Origin of the sequence: Paraburkholderia panacisoli (assembly GCF_008369935.1) — a bacterium.
Lineage (GTDB): Bacteria > Pseudomonadota > Gammaproteobacteria > Burkholderiales > Burkholderiaceae > Paraburkholderia > Paraburkholderia panacisoli.
The window spans coordinates 18482-35727 of the sequence record NZ_VTUZ01000032.1 but is presented as its reverse complement, the minus strand read 5'-3'; the positions used below and the strand labels follow the sequence as shown (position 1 = coordinate 35727).

At 59.8% G+C, this 17246-nt stretch carries 15 protein-coding genes; 3 read left to right on the top strand and 12 right to left on the bottom strand.

Translation table 11 applies throughout. From position 1 onward, the window contains the following. Positions 1-7: 7 nt before the first annotated feature. From FVF58_RS34625 to FVF58_RS34595, 8 genes are all read right to left on the bottom strand, one after another. Entirely contained in the window at positions 8-1564 is a 1557-nt protein-coding gene (locus FVF58_RS34625) for a DHA2 family efflux MFS transporter permease subunit (RefSeq protein WP_149674230.1), read from the bottom strand. A gap of 73 nt (positions 1565-1637) precedes the next feature. Further along, positions 1638-2798 carry an HlyD/EmrA/EmrK family protein gene (locus FVF58_RS34620; RefSeq protein ID WP_149674229.1) on the bottom strand — a complete coding sequence of 387 codons (1161 nt, stop codon included), beginning with the start codon at positions 2796-2798 and terminating at the stop codon, positions 1638-1640. 65 nt (positions 2799-2863) lie between these two features. Next, a complete protein-coding gene (locus tag FVF58_RS34615; RefSeq protein WP_425468994.1) occupies positions 2864-4375 on the bottom strand; it encodes an efflux transporter outer membrane subunit in 1512 nt (503 codons plus the stop codon). A gap of 125 nt (positions 4376-4500) precedes the next feature. Beyond that, complete coding sequence (locus tag FVF58_RS34610) at positions 4501-4935, bottom strand: MarR family winged helix-turn-helix transcriptional regulator (RefSeq protein WP_149674227.1); 435 nt, start codon at positions 4933-4935, stop codon at positions 4501-4503. 116 nt (positions 4936-5051) lie between these two features. Continuing rightward, complete coding sequence (locus tag FVF58_RS34605; RefSeq protein WP_149674226.1) at positions 5052-5960, bottom strand: LysR family transcriptional regulator; 909 nt, start codon at positions 5958-5960, stop codon at positions 5052-5054. Positions 5961-6566: 606 nt separating this feature from the next. Next, positions 6567-7064 (bottom strand): IS5 family transposase, encoded by a 498-nt coding sequence (locus tag FVF58_RS53230; protein WP_246217300.1) that lies wholly within the window; start codon positions 7062-7064, stop codon positions 6567-6569. Beyond that, on the bottom strand, positions 6974-7384 hold the full coding sequence (locus FVF58_RS53225; protein ID WP_246217292.1) for a transposase: 411 nt from the start codon (positions 7382-7384) through the stop codon (positions 6974-6976). Before FVF58_RS53225 ends, FVF58_RS53230 begins: the two co-directional genes overlap by 91 nt. Positions 7385-7643: 259 nt before the next feature. Beyond that, positions 7644-8561, bottom strand: a complete 918-nt coding sequence (locus FVF58_RS34595; RefSeq protein WP_149674224.1) for a LysR family transcriptional regulator — start codon at positions 8559-8561, stop codon at positions 7644-7646. 113 nt (positions 8562-8674) lie between these two features. On the opposite strand from FVF58_RS34595, the gene FVF58_RS34590 reads away from it, so the two are divergent. From FVF58_RS34590 to FVF58_RS34580, 3 genes are all read left to right on the top strand, one after another. Further along, positions 8675-9511, top strand: coding sequence for an alpha/beta fold hydrolase (locus tag FVF58_RS34590; RefSeq protein ID WP_149674223.1), 837 nt, complete (start codon positions 8675-8677; stop codon positions 9509-9511). A gap of 247 nt (positions 9512-9758) precedes the next feature. Further along, a complete protein-coding gene (locus FVF58_RS34585; protein ID WP_149674222.1) occupies positions 9759-10889 on the top strand; it encodes an IS110 family RNA-guided transposase in 1131 nt (376 codons plus the stop codon). Between the two features lie 298 nt (positions 10890-11187). Then, on the top strand, positions 11188-12207 hold the full coding sequence (locus FVF58_RS34580; RefSeq protein ID WP_149674221.1) for an IS110 family RNA-guided transposase: 1020 nt from the start codon (positions 11188-11190) through the stop codon (positions 12205-12207). Between the two features lie 747 nt (positions 12208-12954). Here FVF58_RS34580 and FVF58_RS34575 read toward each other — a convergent pair. From FVF58_RS34575 to FVF58_RS34560, 4 genes are all read right to left on the bottom strand, one after another. Further along, the gene (locus FVF58_RS34575) at positions 12955-13806 is read right to left on the bottom strand and encodes a 3-hydroxybutyryl-CoA dehydrogenase (protein ID WP_149674220.1); all 852 of its coding nucleotides are present in this window, start codon (positions 13804-13806) and stop codon (positions 12955-12957) included. 184 nt (positions 13807-13990) lie between these two features. After that, positions 13991-14461: a MaoC family dehydratase gene (locus FVF58_RS34570; protein WP_149674294.1), complete on the bottom strand. Its 471-nt coding sequence runs from the start codon at positions 14459-14461 to the stop codon at positions 13991-13993. Positions 14462-14571: 110 nt separating this feature from the next. Beyond that, positions 14572-15759, bottom strand: a complete 1188-nt coding sequence (locus FVF58_RS34565; RefSeq protein WP_149674219.1) for a porin — start codon at positions 15757-15759, stop codon at positions 14572-14574. A 161-nt stretch (positions 15760-15920) separates the two neighbouring features. Beyond that, positions 15921-17141 (bottom strand): CaiB/BaiF CoA transferase family protein, encoded by a 1221-nt coding sequence (locus tag FVF58_RS34560; protein WP_149674218.1) that lies wholly within the window; start codon positions 17139-17141, stop codon positions 15921-15923. Positions 17142-17246: the final 105 nt, after the last annotated feature.

Sequence of the window (17246 nt, the reverse complement as noted above, 5' to 3'; positions counted from 1 at the left end):
GTATCTTTCAATGTGCAGCCGCAGCGGCATCGCTTGCGCCACCCGCCTTGCTCGGTTTGGTGATCCAGATGAGCGGAATGATGACGACCATGATGATCGCCGCTCCATAGAACACGTCATTCAATCCAAGCACGGCAGCTTGTGTCTGTACCGTCTGGTCGAACAGTGCATACGAAGCGCCTTGCCCCAGACCCAGCAGCGAATGATAGGAATTCATGTGTGCATTGAAGATCGGATTGGTCGGGCTGGATTGCTGCGTCAGAATCTCATGATGCAGGATCGTCCGGTTATTCCACACGACGTTCGCCAGCGACGTACCTACGCCACCGAAGAACACGCGCCCGAAGGTGGACAGCCCGGCCGCGGCCGGCACTCTTTCGGGCGGCTGCCCTGACAGAATGATCACGGTGAGCGGAGCGAAGAACAGCGCCATCGGAATACCCTGCAACAAGGTCGGCAGAACGATGTATCCCTCGCTGATGTCGGTATAGAAATACGTACGCATGAAGTAGACGATGGCGAATCCGATGAAGGCGAACGTGCCGATAATGCGCGCATCGGAGCGTGGCAGGATCTTGCCCATGATGGGTGCGCCGATCACCGCGAAAATGCCCAGCGGTGCCGTGGCGAGACCCGCGTCGACGGCCCGGTATCCCAGGTATTCCTGCATCCACTGCGGCAGCAGCACCAGTGTTCCGAAGAAGATGCCATACGCGATGGAAATCGAAACGGTGCCCCCAAGGAAGTTGCGCTGCTTGAACAGCGTCAGGTCGACGATCGGGTTCTTTTCTGTCAGCTCCCAGATAATGAATAACGCGAGACCCACCGCAGCTACGATAGCCAATACGACAATCGTGCTCGACGAGAACCAGTCGAGATCCTTGCCCTTGTCCAGCATCACCTGAAGCGACGCGACCCAGACGATCAGCAGCACCAGTCCGACAATGTCGATAGGCAACTTTTTGGCCGGCGTATCGCGCTTGCGGTAGAGAAGCCAGACCATCGTGGCAGCAAAAAGACCGACTGGAATGTTGATATAGAAGATCCACGACCAGCTATAGCTGTCCGTCACCCAGCCGCCGAGCGACGGCCCGACAATCGGCCCGGTGACGACGATCATCGAGAACAGCGCAAGCGCCAGCGAGGATTTTGCCTTTGGCCACGAACTGAGCAGCAGCGCCTGCGACATCGGGATGAGTGGCCCAGCCACGGCGCCCTGCAGCACGCGCGCAAGCAACAGGATAGGCAACGTTGGCGCAATGCCGCACAGCCAGGAGGCGAACACGAACAGCAATATCGAGCCGATGAACAGCCGGACCTGGCCCAGCCTCTGGGTCAGCCAGCCAGTCAATGGGATCGCGATTGCATTCGCAGCAGCAAAGACGGTGATGACCCACGTGCCTTCGTCGACCGATACGCCGAGGTTGCCGGAAATGGTTGGAATGGCCACGTTGGCGATCGACGAGTCGAGCACGGTCATAAAGCCCGCGAGGCCAACGCTCAGCGAACCCAGGGCAAGCGTTGCCCCTGTGAGCGGCGGGTGATTCGGATGGTTGGTGTCCATGGTGATACGGCTATCCTGTGTCGGGCGAGAAAGGCGCGGCGTCCTTCCGGTGCCGCGGGCCAATGATCTGAGGTCATTCGTTCTCAGCGATGATCCGTGCAATCGCGGCATCGGCCTCGTCGCCGTACTTTTCGAAGACGTCAGTCTTATAGGTCGACGTAGACGCAGTGCCGAGCGGCGCACCACCCGGGTCCTTCACGTCGACATCCACGTTCATCGACAGACCCACACGCAGCGGATGCTTTTCCAGTTCCGCGGGCGGAATCTCGATACGCACCGGCAGCCGCTGCACCACCTTGATCCAGTTGCCTGTCGCGTTCTGCGCGGGCAAGAGCGCGAGTGCCGATCCAGTGCCCGGCGTAAAGCCCGCCACCTTGCCGTGATAGACGACGGAGGAGCCGTAGACGTCGGCGGTCAGATCGACAGGTTGTCCAACCCGAATGTGACGAAGCTGCCACTCCTTGAAGTTGGCATCGACCCAAACCTGTTCGAGCGGCACCACCGACATCAGCGGCGTCCCGGGAGACACGCGCTGCCCGACCTGAACCGTACGCTGCGCGACATATCCCGTGACCGGCGCCGGCAACGTCGTACGCGCATAAGCCAGGTACGCGTTGCGAACCTGGGCGGCGCTTGCCAGTACGTCCGGATGCTTCTCGACCGACGTGTTGACCGTCAGTGCGTGATTGGCGCCAAGCTGCTGGCGGGCAGCCTCGAGCGAGGCCTGAGCCGATTTGACGGCGTCACGCGCATGCGAGATTTCTTCGTCCGACACGGCCCCCGTCATGCCAGTGGAAAGCCGGCGCCGCAGATCGTCCTGTGCCTTCGAAAGATCCGACTGGCGTTCGGCGATATCGGCTCGATATCTGTCATCGTCGGCATACAGGCCGTGGACTCTGCGAACCGTTTGGCCCAGATTGGCCTCGGCCTGTTGCAATGCGATCCTGGCGTCCGCGGGATCGATCTGAACGATCGGATCGCCCTTCCTGACGATCTGCGTGTTGTCCGCGTTGACCGTGATCGTGGTTCCCGTGATCTGCGGCGTGATTTGCACGACGTTGCCATTGACGTACGCGTCGTCGGTATCCACGTGGTGACGGGCTTCGATGAAATAGTAGGCGCCGTACGCAAGACCCGCGATCGCAAGCGAAGCGACGAGCAGCGAGAGCAGGAATTTGCGTTTGCCGGGCTTCGTTTCAGGCGCTTTATCCGACTGTAATTGAGGTGCGTTCATGTGTAGCTCCAACTAAGTTTGATGTGCGCTGTCAGGCCGTTATCCCTGACAGCTGATCTGGTCGTTCAGTGAGTTTCCGTGCCGCCGGATGCCACAGGAATCGGTGTCTCCCCATTCGCTGCAAGGCCGGCGCGCGAAGCATCGAATCCACCACCTAGTGCCTTGATCAGCCCGATCTGCATGGTGCGGCGGTCCATTTCGAGGTTCACGACGGCAGTCTCGGCTGCGAGGCGGTTGTCATCCGCGTTCAGCACCTGAAGTTGCTGATTCAAGCCAGCCTTGTATCGCGTAAGCGCCAATTGATACGCTTTGGATTGCGCGTCCAGTGCCTGCTGCGCGTCGACCAGTTGATGGTCGGCCGAGTGGATCTGCGTGACCTGCGTGGCAACATCCGATAAGGCGTTAATCAACGTCTGGTTGTAAGTTGCGACGTCGTAATCGAAGTCCGCATAGCGGCCCTTCAATTCGGCACGCAGTTCACCGGCATCGAAGATGGGGAGATGAATCGCGGGGCCGGCCTGAAGTTGCCCGCTCCCGGCCGTCAGGAATTTCCCCCAGCCAAACGCGTCCAGTCCCGCTGCTGCGGAAAGATTGATGTCGGGATAGAACTCGGCCTTCTTTTCCTTCACGTCGTGGATGGCCGCATCGACTTGCCAGTACGCCGAAACGATGTCCGGGCGCCTCGAAATCAGATCCGCGGGAAGGTTGTCGGGAAGCGCGATGCTCGCCCCCTCTCCCAGAGATGGATTGGCGATCTTGAGGCCGCGGTCCGGCCCTCCGCCAAGCAGGGCGCCCAGCTGATAGCGCACGGTCGTGATCTGTCCGTCGAGTTCGCTGACGCTGGAGCGGCTCGTCGCGGTCTCGCCATAGGCGGTTTGCCGCTCCACGTTGGTATCGAGACCCGCGCCAACGCGCCCATCCGTGATTCGCCCGATGTCCTCGCGATTCTTGACTTCGCGGACCTCGATATCACGCAACACATAGAGCCGCGCAAGCTGGTTATAGGTGCTGGCAACCGATGCGGCCAGCGTAATGCGCACCTCCTCGGCTTCGGCTTCGACAACCTTTTCCTGCGAAACCGCCCCGCGAAGATGCTCGCGATTCTTGCCCCACAGGTCGAGGTCAAACGAAGCACTGGCGAGCAGGTTGTTCTCGCTCTGCCAGGTGCCGTTGATCGGCGGTGGAGCGGACCCATTTGCGCTATAGAGTTCGCGCGTCCAGGAATAGCTTCCCGTCACCTTTGGGTAGAGTGCGGAATTGGCCGTGCCGACGGAGGATGACGCCTTCTCGATGCGTGCGCGTGCCTGGTCAATCGTTGGATTGTCGGCCAGCGCCTCGTCGATCAGCTTGCGCAACTGTGGATCGCCGAACTGGTTGGCCCAATCCATTGCCGGCCACTGGCCGCCCTCGGCGGGCAAGCTCTGCTTCGTCTCGTACGCGCTGGGCGGTGCAATCTGCTTATCGCTCTTGATGCCAGCGTAGTTGACACATCCGGCTATACCGAGCGTAGCCACCGCCGCTGCTATCGAGGCCGCCCATGCGCTTGCGCGCGGCTTAGGTCTGTAGTGATTCGTCATGGCTTCCATTTGCTTCTCCCTCCTGGGCAACTTGCGTTTGCATTTCTTAAAGTGCATATGCACACGATAACGTTCGGATGTTTATGCATCAATGCACCGAAGTGCACGGGTTTGTTTCATTGGGGTTACCTATCGGACACGGCGCTCGTCATACGAAACAGCTCGCTTTGCAGATGCGCGGCCTGTTGCGGCCCAAAGCTGCGTTCAAAGCTGGCCTGCGCAGCTGCCCAGTGAGCGGCTGCGTCGTCGAGCTTCGTCCACCCTGGGCTCGTGAGTACGACCCGTAGTCGCCGATTGCTCTGCCCTTCGCTGGAAACTGCTACGAAACCGCGCCGGAACAAGGGTTGAAGTGCCCGCACCAGAGTTGTCCTGTCCATCACCATCGCCTTGGCTAGTTCTGCCATCGTCAAACCCGAACCGCCGCCCAGCATCCTCAGAATGCTGAACTGCGTGGGCGTGATGCCGGCCTCGGAAAAATGACGCTCGTAAAGTTTCGAAATGTGCCGGGAGGCCTGACGGAGGGCGAAACAGTAGTCGCTCTGGCGATTATTTGAGTGCATACGCACAGATTAATGCAGCGACCGCTGGGGAGCGATGCAGGGCGGGGGATCAGTTTGTTGTCGTTTTGCGCACCAATTACCCGGGGAACGTCGGGAATTCGGCGTGGGATGCCGAACTAGCGCGATGTCGCGAGAGCCCCAAAAAAGGCGGCCGCATAGTCGATAAATGCGCGCACCTTGGCAGGCAGCAGTATCCGGTTGCTGTAAGCGAGCCGGATTTCGATGCTGTCGTCGATGAGCTGGAAATCGCTGAGTAGCCGAACGAGCTTTCCCGAAGCCAATTCTTTGTCGACAAGGTCTTGGGGCACGACACCGATTCCGAAACCCTGCAACACCATTTCGCAGTTGAAAGCAGGGCTGTTCGACGAAATATCGAAACGACGCGGTACGCTCAGCTCTTTCTCCCCATTCCGAAAGTCGATGCTGACGCGACGAATCGATGGCGACATCAGCACAAAATGATGATCGGCCAATTCCGCTGGGTGTCGCGGTATGGAGGAGGATTGCAGATACTCCGGCGTCGCGACGATGACAACCGGAATTCGTTCGAGCAGGCGTACAACGGTCGTCTCGTTCGTCACCATGTAGGGAACCACGATGCCAAGGTCATACCCGTCAGCCACCAGGTCAACGGGCCGCTCCGTCAGTGTTACATCGAGCGCGACTTTCGGGTGGGCTCGCTTGAATCCGGCAATCAGGGGAACCAGCCGGTTTATCGTTGCCGTCGTATGGGCGACAAGACGCAAAACGCCGCCCGCTTCCCGCGTCTGGTTTGCTACGTCCGCTTCGAGCGCATCCAGATCGTCGAGGATGCGCACGCAGCCTTCGTAGAATCGCTCCGCGGCTTCGGTGAGTGAGAGCTGTCGAGTGGTTCGGTTTAGCAGCCGGCATCCCATCCGCCCTTCCAGCCCCGCTATTGCGCGCGACACTGCCGGCCGGGTCAGTCCATGCATATCCGCCGCTCGTGTGAAACTCTTCAATTCGACCACCGACCGGAAAACGCGCAGGCTTTCGACATATTCCATGGAGGAATCTCTTCCCTGAACAGCAAAAATGGTGGCCGGAATTCCAGGTCGGAGCCACCGGACATTTCAGTCCTGGATCACGTTTCCAACCTTATTCCCGAGGATAAGCCACGGTTGACCCAGAGATAGACAGCAGTCTAAACCAGTCGAGCCTGCTGCCACAGACACGCAAACTTCACCGCAATGCAAATGCACCGAAACCACAAGCATTACCGTCGCACCCGCCCCAGGTAGTTGGATCACAGACAACTATAGCGGGTGATGGACCTTCAACATCAGCCCTGTCGGCATATTCGCTACGCCCCGCTGGCACGGCACGCCGACCAGGAAACAGCCCCTTGATGCCGTCGGCTGGCTGCTACTGATCGCCTGAGTGGTGTCGCCGCAGGTAATACTCGATAAGTGCAACGGTCATGACCGGTTAACGTCGACGATGATCATCATATTGAGGGTTGTGATGTGATGGACGACTCCCGCTAAACGGCGAGAGACTCTCCCTTCCGTCAACGTTCCCACATCAGCACTTCTGCGCCTCGCTGTAATAAATCTGGCGTCGCTGTTTCATCTGCAACACTCCCACTGCTTGCGCAGTCTTAAGAGGCCAGTTCAAAAAGGCCTCTGAGTTCGGGTGAAGATGTTCCAGCAGACGAGCGAGCAGGCTAGTTTGAGGAATGCCTCGTGAATGTCAGATCGGCGTTCGAAGCGAATGCGAAGACGACGGAAACCATGGAGCCACGAATGAGTCCGTTCGACAACCCAACGGAATTTGCCGAGGCCGCTGCCGTGTTCGGTGCGTCGCCTGGCGATGACCGGTCTGATGCCGCGCTCGCGAAGGCGGCGGCGATGCGAGTCGGAGTCGTAGCCCCGGTCGGCGTAGATGACCTTGGGCTTGCGAAGCGGTCGGCCGCGAGTGCCGCGAATCGGCGGTATCGCGTCGACCAGCGGCAGCAGTTGCGTGACATCGTTACGGTTCGCACCGGTCAGGATCACGCCGACAGGAACGCCGTTCGCGTCTACGAGGACATGGTGTTTGGACCCTGGTCGTGCGCGATCGGTGGGGTTTGGCCCAGTTTTTGGCCCGCCCCAACGGCTCGCACGGACGATGAATCGACAGCCGCATATGAGAAATCGAGCTGGCCAGATTCGCGCAGCCTGTCGAGCAGCAACCCGTGCAGCCTGCCCCACACTCCGGCCTGCTGCCAGTCGTGCAACCGACGCCAGCACGTCGCTCCAGAGCCGAAGCCCAACCGGGTCGGCAGATGGTTCCATCGCATCCCTGTCTTCAGCACGAGCAGGATGCCATTGAGTGCGGCACGGTCCGAGACCGGCAGGCGTCCCGGGTATCGCTTGCGTCGCGGTTTGGGCCGCGGAAGTAGCGGTTCGATCAGTGCCCACAGTTCGTCATCGATGATAGGTGCCGGCATTCCTTGACCCGTTGTTCAGGCATCCAAGGTTAACCGTTTCGTCGGAAAGTAAACAGCCCCTCCGGGCTCTTTTTGAACTGGCCTTTAAGTGTGTTGCATCCACCGGTTGAATCCGCCGGGGGCAGCTGCCACCCCATTGGCCCTTGCGGCGAAGGGGACTAATGGCAGTGCGGGGGCAGAAGCAGAAAACCGTTAATGTAGCGCGTTCTTGTTCGTTTACGCGAGGCTCCTCACAATAAAAACCCGTACAGCCGCTCTTTTAAAGCCTTACCTTCCGGTCCCAAGGCGGTTCACTACTAAACGTCTCGGCAAGGTAATCGACGAACCGGCGCACTTTGAGCGGTATGCGCTGCGCGCTTGGATAAACCGCTTGAATCGCCAGATCAGCCGCGCGATAGGCCGGCAGCAGCGCCACAAGTTCACCCCGTCGGAGGTGCTCGCCGAACACGAATGTCGGACCGTACGCGATGCCCGCGCCGGCGAGCGCGGCGGCAAGAAGCATTTGCGTATTGTTGGCTGCCATCCGGCATGGTCCGTCGATGACGTGCGCGCGGTTTCTCGCATCGAGCAAAGTCCAGTCGCCGGCCGATACGGCTTCGCTGAAGGCAAGTCGCTGCGCGCGTCGTAAGTCTTCGGGCTTGCGCGGCGTTCCATGGCGCTCAAGGTATACGGGAGACGCACACACGACCATTCGGCACGGCGCAAGCCTGCGGGTCACCAGTCCCGGGTCCTGCAGCCGTCCGATCCGGATTGCGACGTCAACGCCCGCATCGATGAGGTCGACATAGCGGTCACCCAGCAGTACTTCCACGTTAACGTGCGGATGTTCCTCCAGGTAACGCGCAACAACGTCGCCTAGGTGCATTGCGCCGAACGTGACCGGCGCCGCGACCCGCAGCACACCGCGCGCCGTGCCTTGCGAATCGTTCGCCTCCCGGTTCGCTTCGTCGAACGCTTCGAGAATTCGCTTACAGCGCTCATAGTAGGTCTGGCCGGCATCAGTCAGGTTCAGGCGCCGCGTAGTGCGCTGGAGCAGTCGCGTATTCAGTTCGGCCTCGATTGCGCTCACGTGCTTGCCAGCCATCGCCGCCGATAGCCCGAAGCGGCGTGCGGCCGCTGCAAAGCTGCCTTCCTCGACAGCGGCGATGAATACGCCGAGGCTTGTCAGTCGGTCCATTTGCCCTCCGATTCGATAACTGGATTATCGACTGAATACACCAATCTGAGAATTATCAAACTGAGGACCTGAATTTACTATTCAGACACTACCTGACGAAGAAGGGCACGGAAATGGAAATCAGATCAAACGGTACGCAGATTCACGTCACGCAGCGGGGCACCGGCGAGTTGGCGCTGGTATTCCTGCACTACTACGGCGGCTCGTCGCGTACATGGGACGGGGTAGCAAGCGAATTGTCCGACCGGTATCGAATCGTTGCCACCGATCACCGCGGCTGGGGCGATTCCGAGGCACCCGCCGACGGCTACCGCATAGCCGATCTTGCCGGCGACGCCGAGGGCGTCGTCGAGACGCTCGGCCTGCAGCGCTACGTTCTGGTCGGCCATTCGATGGGTGGCAAGGTTGCGCAACTCATCGCATCGCGTCGGCCGAGCGGACTCGAAGGCCTGGTGCTCGTCGCACCATCGCCTCCGTCGCCGATGCTCCTCTCCGACGAGCAACGCGCGACGTTGACCGGCGCGTATCAATCACGCGAATCGGTCGAATTTGTTATCGATCACGTCCTGACCGCAAAACCGCTCGACGCGGCTCGCCGCGAGCAAGTCATCGAGGACAGCCTGAAGGCCGCACCGCAGGCGAAGGCGGCGTGGCCAAACGTGGCCATGCGCGAAGACATTACCGCGGCGGTGGCGTCGATCGACGCGCCGACCATCGTCATCTCCGGCGAGCTTGACCAGGTGGATCGCGTCGAAACGCTGCAGGCGGAACTGCTGCCCCGCATTCCGCACGCGGCGATGCACATTCTGCCCGGAACGGGACACTTGTCGCCGCTGGAGGCGCCGGTGGAAGTGGCGCGGGTCATTGCTCGATTCGTCGCGGCGATCGAGGACAAGTCCGCCGTGTCAGCGTGCCCGAGCTTGTCCCGGTCGCCTTCGACGCGGCGCTGAACGCCGGCGATCTGGTTCTGATAATCATATAGCCGGCCGGCCTCCGCTCCGATAGAACGGCTGGCGTAGAGTCAGGGTGCAAACCCACCGACTTGACGCACAGGAGGCCGGCATGAACAAGGCAGTATGACTTTCCGTGAGGCAGAGGCTGGCCCGCCGTGAGAAATCAAACGCGGGTTAGCATCGCTGCCAGAGCCGCACAGTGTGGACAGGGCCACACCCGGCGATTTCCGGCACGGAGGCCAGCATGGAACACGATAGCACGGTGTACGTCGGACTGGATGTCCACAAGGAGTCGATCACGGTTGCCTACGCGATTGGCATGGGCGAAGTGGAACTGCTGGGCAAGATCGGTACCACCAAGGCCGATATCGATCGCCTGTGCAAGCGCCTGCAGTCCAAAGGCCGATGCGTACGCATCGTCTACGAGGCGGGTCCGTGCGGTTATGGGCTTTACCGGCAACTGGTGGAGAAAGGTTTCGACTGCATGGTCTGCGCGCCGTCGCTGATTCCAAAGAAGCCCGGTGAGCGCGTCAAGACAGACCGGCGTGACGCGATCAAGCTGGTGCGCGCGCTGCGCGCAGGTGACCTGTCGGCGGTCTACGTGCCGGGCGTTGAGGACGAGGCATTCCGGGATCTGGCCCGTGCATGGGTCACTGCCAAAGACGATCTGAAGCAGGCGCGGCAGCGGCTGAAGTCGTTCCTGCTCTTGCACGGCGTGCGCTATACGGGTAGCGCCAACTGGGGGCCGGCACATCGGCGCTGGCTAAGCGAATATTCGTTCGGCAACGAATGGCAGCAACTGGCGTTTGAAGAACATCGGCGCACGATCGAGGACCGCCTCGCGCAATGCGAGCGTCTCGAGACCGCGTTGCGCGAGGCGGTGCCCAACTGGCGATTCTATCCAGCCGTCCTGGGCTTGCAGGCGATGCGCGGTGTGCAGTTCACCACGGCCGTAGGGATGCTCGCCGAACTGGGGGACCTGTCGCGCTTCGAACATCCGCGTCAGCTGATGGCGTGGCTCGGCGTGACGCCGTCGGAACACTCCTCGGGCGGGAAGCGGCGGCAAGGCAGCATCACGAAGACCGGCAACAGCTACGCCCGAAAGCTGCTCGTCGAGGCGGCCTGGAGCTACCGGCATCCGGCACGCGTGAGTCCCGACATCCAGCGCCGCCACGAGGGCATCCCGAAGGCCATCATTGATCGCGCCTGGGACGCGCAGCTTCGATTGTGCCGCCGATATCGCAAGCTGGCGGCACGCGGAAAAAACCCGAACATCGCGACGGTTGCGATTGCCCGGGAGCTGGCCGGTTTCATCTGGGACATCACCCGTCTGACAATGTCGCTCGCCGTACCACGCACCGCACACGCAGCGTAACCGCCCGATCATCCAACATCTGACGAACACCTGGAGAAGAGTTTCCTGAAGGCGGCGTAGCCCGGTACCCGAGCAACCCGCGGCTAAACATCGCAACGCGCATCAACCGATTTGCGGAACAAGGGAGCGGCAGGCTCACGAGACGGACCTCTGTAATGCGGTAACCAACCCGCGGATATCAGTGTGATTCACCGTCGACATTACTGCTACGCCGCCCTCAGGAAATTCAGATAACCTATCCAAAAGAAGATGTCTATGGAAAAGCTGAAAACCGATCCCGTTTGACACGGAAAGTCATATCAGGCTTAGTGGAATCGACCTGCACTCGAACAACAGTGTGGTTGTGGTTGTGGTTAGCGATGAAGCTGACCGGGTTGTCTACCAGCGGCGGTTACCGAACGATCCGGTACAGATCCGGGCCGCGCTGGCACCGCACCGCGAAGATCTGGTGGGGGTGGTCATCGAGGCAACGTTCAACTGGTACTGGCTCGTGGATCAGTTGATGAACGATGGCTATCGTGTACATCTGGCTAACCCCGCGGCAATCACGCAGTACGAGGGACTGAAATACAGTGACGACTTCACCGATGCGGCCCATCTCGCGCAATTGCTACGTCTGGGGTTATTGCCAGAAGGCTACATTTATCCAGCAGAAGAGCGTCCGGTGCGCGATCTCTCGCGCAAGCGCATGCAACTGGTGCAGTGTCGAACGGCCCAGATCCTCGCCATCGAGAACCTGTTCTCACGCCATACTGGTGGGCAGATGCGGGGTGAACAGGTCAAGCGTCTGGATGAGACGCAGGTCCGCGGATTCGGCTTTGCACCGGATGTAGCGCTCGCGATGCAAGCAAATCTGGCAGTGATGCAAAGGTTACAGGAGCAGATCGGAATTCTCGAGAAGCGACTCATGGAGCGGGTGAAGCTGCAACCTGATTACGTGTTGCTGAACTCGGTGCCCGGCATTGGTCCGGTTCTCGCAACCACGATCATGCTGGAAACAGGAACCATCTCGCGCTTTACGGAGGTTGGTAATTTCAGTTCGTACTGCCGCTGCGTGGACAGCCGGCGCGAAAGCAACAGCAGGAAGAAAGGAGCAGGCAACACGAAGAACGGCAACAGGTATCTGGCGTGGGCATTTGTCGAGGCGGCCAACTTCGCCATACGCTCCTGCCCGGAAGCCAGGCGCTTTTACGAGCGCAAGAAACGCGCACGTAACAGGATTGTTGCGATCAAGGCGTTGGCGCACAAGCTGGCGCGCGCCTGCTATCACATGCTTCGGGAGCACAAGCCATTTGAGATAGCGCGCTGCTTTGGGTAAACGGTGGTGCAAGGGGAGCGAGCCCAGTAATGCGACTGGCGAAAAACCACGGCTCTGATTGGGCCCTCCCTTTGCCCCACCGCCTGTTTGAGGATGACCGGGTCGCCCGGGCGATGAGCCACTATTGACTGGCGTTGCACAAGCAACAGCCACGGTTCTGTGAAACCCATTGGACTTCGTCTGGCACCAACGTTTCTCTGGGGCGGCAATAGTCGCCTGGGCAGTCGTGAGTCACATCACGGCACGCTTGATCCCGATGGGTGTCTGGTGCGATCCGGTTCGCAACCAGTTCTGAGAAAACGGATGCGATACCGACCTGCAGACAGTCGTGGCAGGACAACGAAGGAATTTCGCCGGATTGCCATGACGATGAAACTGACCATCGACATGGCAATCCGGCGATGGGGAAGATTCGTACCTTGACTTAGGCCGACTAATGGGTGTCGCATTAACGCGGTCAAGTAGAATCGGTTGAAAATTTCGCCGTCGCAAACGCCCGCAACGGATTCTCGCCGTTGCAGATCGAGAATGGCGCCCGCTGCGCAACCATGGAATAGCGCTAGATGCAACCGATTCCGAGATTTGACGGATGGCCGATCGGTCACCTGCTTCTCACCGCTCGTCTTGATGATCGCCGGTGAAATCCTGAGGTGGTGACCAAGCGTGAGCTGATCTGGCGTCAAGTTGCGTAAGCATCACACTGCCGCAAGTTTGTCGGCGAGGCTCGACGATTTTCGCCCCCACCAGCTAGTCGTAGCCATACACACCGCGGCCGGTCTTTCTACCAAGCTTCCCCGCTGCCACCATTTCTCGCAACAGTGGACAGGCCCGATACTTGGAATCCCCGAAGTCGTCCAGGAACACGTCCATCACAGATAGACAGACATCGAGGCCGATCAGGTCTGCCAGGGCTAGCGGGCCAAGGGGTTGATTCGCACCCAGTCGCATCCCGGCATCGATTTCCGTTGCTGTCGCGACATCTTCCGCTAAAACGAAGAAAGCTTCGTTGATCATCGGAATGAGAATGCGGTTAACCACGAAGCCGGGTGAGTCCTTCACGGCAATCGGCACCTTGCCAAAGTGCTGTGTCAGTTCTCGAACCGTCTTCGCTGTCTCGGGGCTGGTCTGCAAGCCTGGAATAACTTCGACAAGCGGCATCAGGGCCACCGGGTTGAAGAAATGCATGCCCATAAAGCGCTCGGGTCGCCTGAGCGTTGCGCCCAATGCTGTTATCGAGATCGATGAAGTGTTCGTTGCGATGATCGTGTCAGGTCGTACCTCGGATTCGATTTGCCGGAGAATGCGGACCTTTAGATCGGTGTTTTCGCTAGCCGCTTCGATAACGATATCGGCGGCTGCAAGACGTTGGTAGTTTGTCGCGGTTTCGATACATGCGAGCGCCGCGTCGCGCGCAGACGCGGCGAGTTGCCCTTTCTCGACAAGCCGCGAGAGGCTGGCGCTCAACGTCGCAACGCCCTTGGTGAGCGCCGCGTCGGTGACATCGATCAGGACGGTCTTGAGACCAGCGAGCGCGGCAATCTGGGCAATGCCGTTGCCCATGGCGCCGGCACCAACGACTCCGACGGATTCGATTTTCATGGCAGTTCCTTTCTATCGACGGCAAAACGCAACGTCTGTTCGACTTTTAAGCACTGAACCGATGCCTTGTCTCGCCCCGGTCGTTGAGGAAAATCGCCTCGACAAAGCTGATCGATCACGGTGTACAACTTGAAGACCCCGATACGTTAGCGAGCAGCGCACGGCGGTGCCGCGCGTCCGAACCTTAATCGGGGCGACCGGCCAGCAACCGCTTCGCGGTGTATGAAAGAACGCGCTCATCACGCTGATTCAATACGTCGATGCGGCTCGTCACGACTGCACGATTGTTTTTGGATGTGGGTTTCACGTCCTCGACTTCCACTATCCCGTAGATCGAATCGTTGACGAGAACCGGACCGTGAGCCTTTAGCGTCAACTCCAGCAGTGCCAGACCGGTGCCTTGTATCATCGTCTGGAATAGCAGCCCTTCAATCAGGCCGCTCGTCAGCGCTGCGGGGACCGCACGGCCACGCATGGCGCCGTGCTCGTAATCTGCATCGATAAAAATGGCTTCGAGCATGCCAGTCACCGAGATGAAATTGACAAGGTCGGTCTCGGTCACGGTGCGGCGATAGGTGCGAAAGCGTTGACCGGCCTGAATCTCCTGCCAGTAGAAGCCGCGGCCCAGCAGTTGGGTGTCTTGTTGGGTACTCATGTCCACTCCGGATTGGTATGTGATTTGCGATCCCGTCCGCAGTTGGTTCTGCGGGCGATCGTCGCGTTGACGAAACACTGCATTCGAACTTTGATATCGAGAAAGCTGAACTAGAACCTGACGCGCAAGCCGGCTGTGACGGCCAGCTGGTATCGTGAATTGGAACCTGTTGGACCACCCACGTTATCGATCGCCGCAGTCAGGGCGTCGCCGAGGGCTTTCTGATAGACGGCGGCTACGTATGTCGTGGTACGTTTGCTTAGCAAGTACCCGGCCCCCGCGTTGATTTGCGCCCAACGAGGATGGGTCCCATCAGTAATCTTCGGTATGCTTGAGGCCCCACCTACCTTTCCGTCGCTGTAGATGAATGCGATGCCAGCGAGGAACGTTGGAGAAATCTGATATCTCGCGTTGATTTCATAGTTCGCGAGAGAAAAGTCCGAATGGTCAACGTACCTCAACTTGGCCAGTGTGTAAACGAACCCCAACGTCGCCGCATCCCATTGGTACGCTACGCCTGCACCGGTGACGTCCTGCGTGCTGACCGGGCGCGTGTAGAAGATGTCGGTGGCGCTCGAGTAGTCGCCGACTATGGCGCCAGCCGTATTGGTCCCCCCCGTACTTCCGGCCGAAGGGTTTGAAAGGTGCAAGTGGCCTGCCCCCAGCGTTAAAGCACCTACAGCGTAGCTCGTCCCAACGCTCCACGCGCTATTGTTTGAGAAACCGGTGCCTGGTGAACTCGCAGCCTGATTGCTGAAAGCGTACAACCCGCCGATGGCAAGTCCGCGATAAGTTGGACTGGTGTACTTGACCGAATTGTTGATGCGGAACGTGGTGTAGAGGTTGTCAATGTCACCCACGTGGGCGCCATATTGTGTCGCCCATTGTCGAGATGAAACAAAGGGCCCGACGAAGTCCACGACCGAGTCGTACTGTCGACCGAAGGTCGCCGTCCCCAGACTATCGTTGGCCAGCCCAACGAATGCCTGGCGGCCGAAGAGACGAGAGCCTTGCAATTGGGTACCGTTCGCCACACTGAAGCCGTTCTCGAGCGTGAAGATGGCGGAATTGCCGCCGCCCAGATCCTCCACCCCGCGAAGCCCCCATCGGGACGGCGCACCGACGCCGGATGTTTCCTGTATTTTGCGGGCACCGATGGCTCCCGGCTGACTGGCCACGTTGTTCACATAACTGATACCTGCGTCAACCAGACCGTAGAGAGTCACGCTGCTTTGTGCGCAGGCTGACGCGCTAACCAGTCCGCCGGTCGCAAGGAAAATCGCCTTGCTCAATTTCATGCATGTCCCCTGTGAAACGTTACAGATAAATATTGATAGAGCAATGTGCCGTTGGTCTCGTAACAACCTCGGCGGCGGAACGGTCGACGTCGGAGATCTACGACGTCAGGCACGCCATGCCTGGCAGTACCGACAAATAGCGACAGTGGTGCAGCGCCACCTCAGATCACCGATCGATCGCGTAACGCCGCGATTCGTTCATCGTCATAGCCCAGGACGACACGCAGAACGTCAGTTGTATGCTCGCCAAGCTGGGGCGGATGAGTGAGCGCCTGAGGTGGCGTTGCGCTCATATTGATCGGGTTGCGCACCACCTTCACTGTGCCGCCGGACGGGTGGGTCAGGTTGAGCTGCAGTCCGCGTGCTACCACCTGTTCGTTCTCGAATACCTCGCCGAGATCGTTGATTGGGCCGCAGGGGACGCCAGCGGCTTCGAGCGCGGCGATCCATTCATGCTTTCCGCGCCCGCGGACCATCTCCGCCAGAATCGGCACCAGCGTGTCGCGGTTGCGCACGCGGGCCGGATTGGTGGCGAAGCGCTCATCGTCGGCCAGTTCCGGCCGGTTGCCGGCTTCGACAAATTTCCGGAATTGCCCGTCGTTGCCGACCGCGACGATGATCCAGCCATCGCTGGTCTGGAAGGTCTGGTAGGGTACGATGTTCGGATGCGCGTTGCCCCAGCGCACCGGCGGTTGGCCGCTGGCGAGGAAGTTCGAGTTAACGTTCGCGAGCATGGCGACCTGCACGTCGAGCAGGGCCATGTCGATGTACTGGCCCTCGCCGGTACGGTCGCGATGCGCGAGCGCTGTCAGCACGGCGACGGTTGAGTACAGCCCTGTCATCAGGTCGGTAATCGCCACCCCAGCCTTTTGCGGACCACCGCCCGGCAAGCCGTCGCGCTCTCCGGTAATACTCATGAAGCCGCCGATACCCTGAATGATGAAGTCGTAGCCCGCACGCTGCGCATAGGGTCCAGTCTGGCCAAAGCCGGTCACCGAGCAGTAGATGATGTCGTGCTTTACTTCCTTGAGCGACGCGTAGTCGAGGCCATATTTCTTCAATTGGCCGACCTTGTAGTTTTCCAGCACCACGTCACTTTGGGCGGCCAGTTCGCGGATGATCCGCTGCCCTTCGGGCGTGGCGATATCCACGGTCACGGAGCGCTTGTTGCGGTTCGCGGCGAGATAGTAGGCTGCCTCAGGCGTATCTGCGCCGTCCGGCGTTTTCAGGTACGGAGGGCCCCAGTGACGCGTGTCGTCGCCGACCTCCGGGCGTTCGATCTTGATGACGTCCGCGCCGAAGTCGGCGAGCGTCTGTGCGCACCACGGGCCGGCGAGCACGCGGGTGAGATCCAGTACACGGATATGATTGAGAGCGCCCATAATTGGTCGAAATTTTCCTGTTTAGCAGTGCTATTTGTATAGCGCACCGGCGTTGTGTCGGTCGCGAAAAGTCCCGGACGTGGAAACCGGCGCCTGGCTTTAATG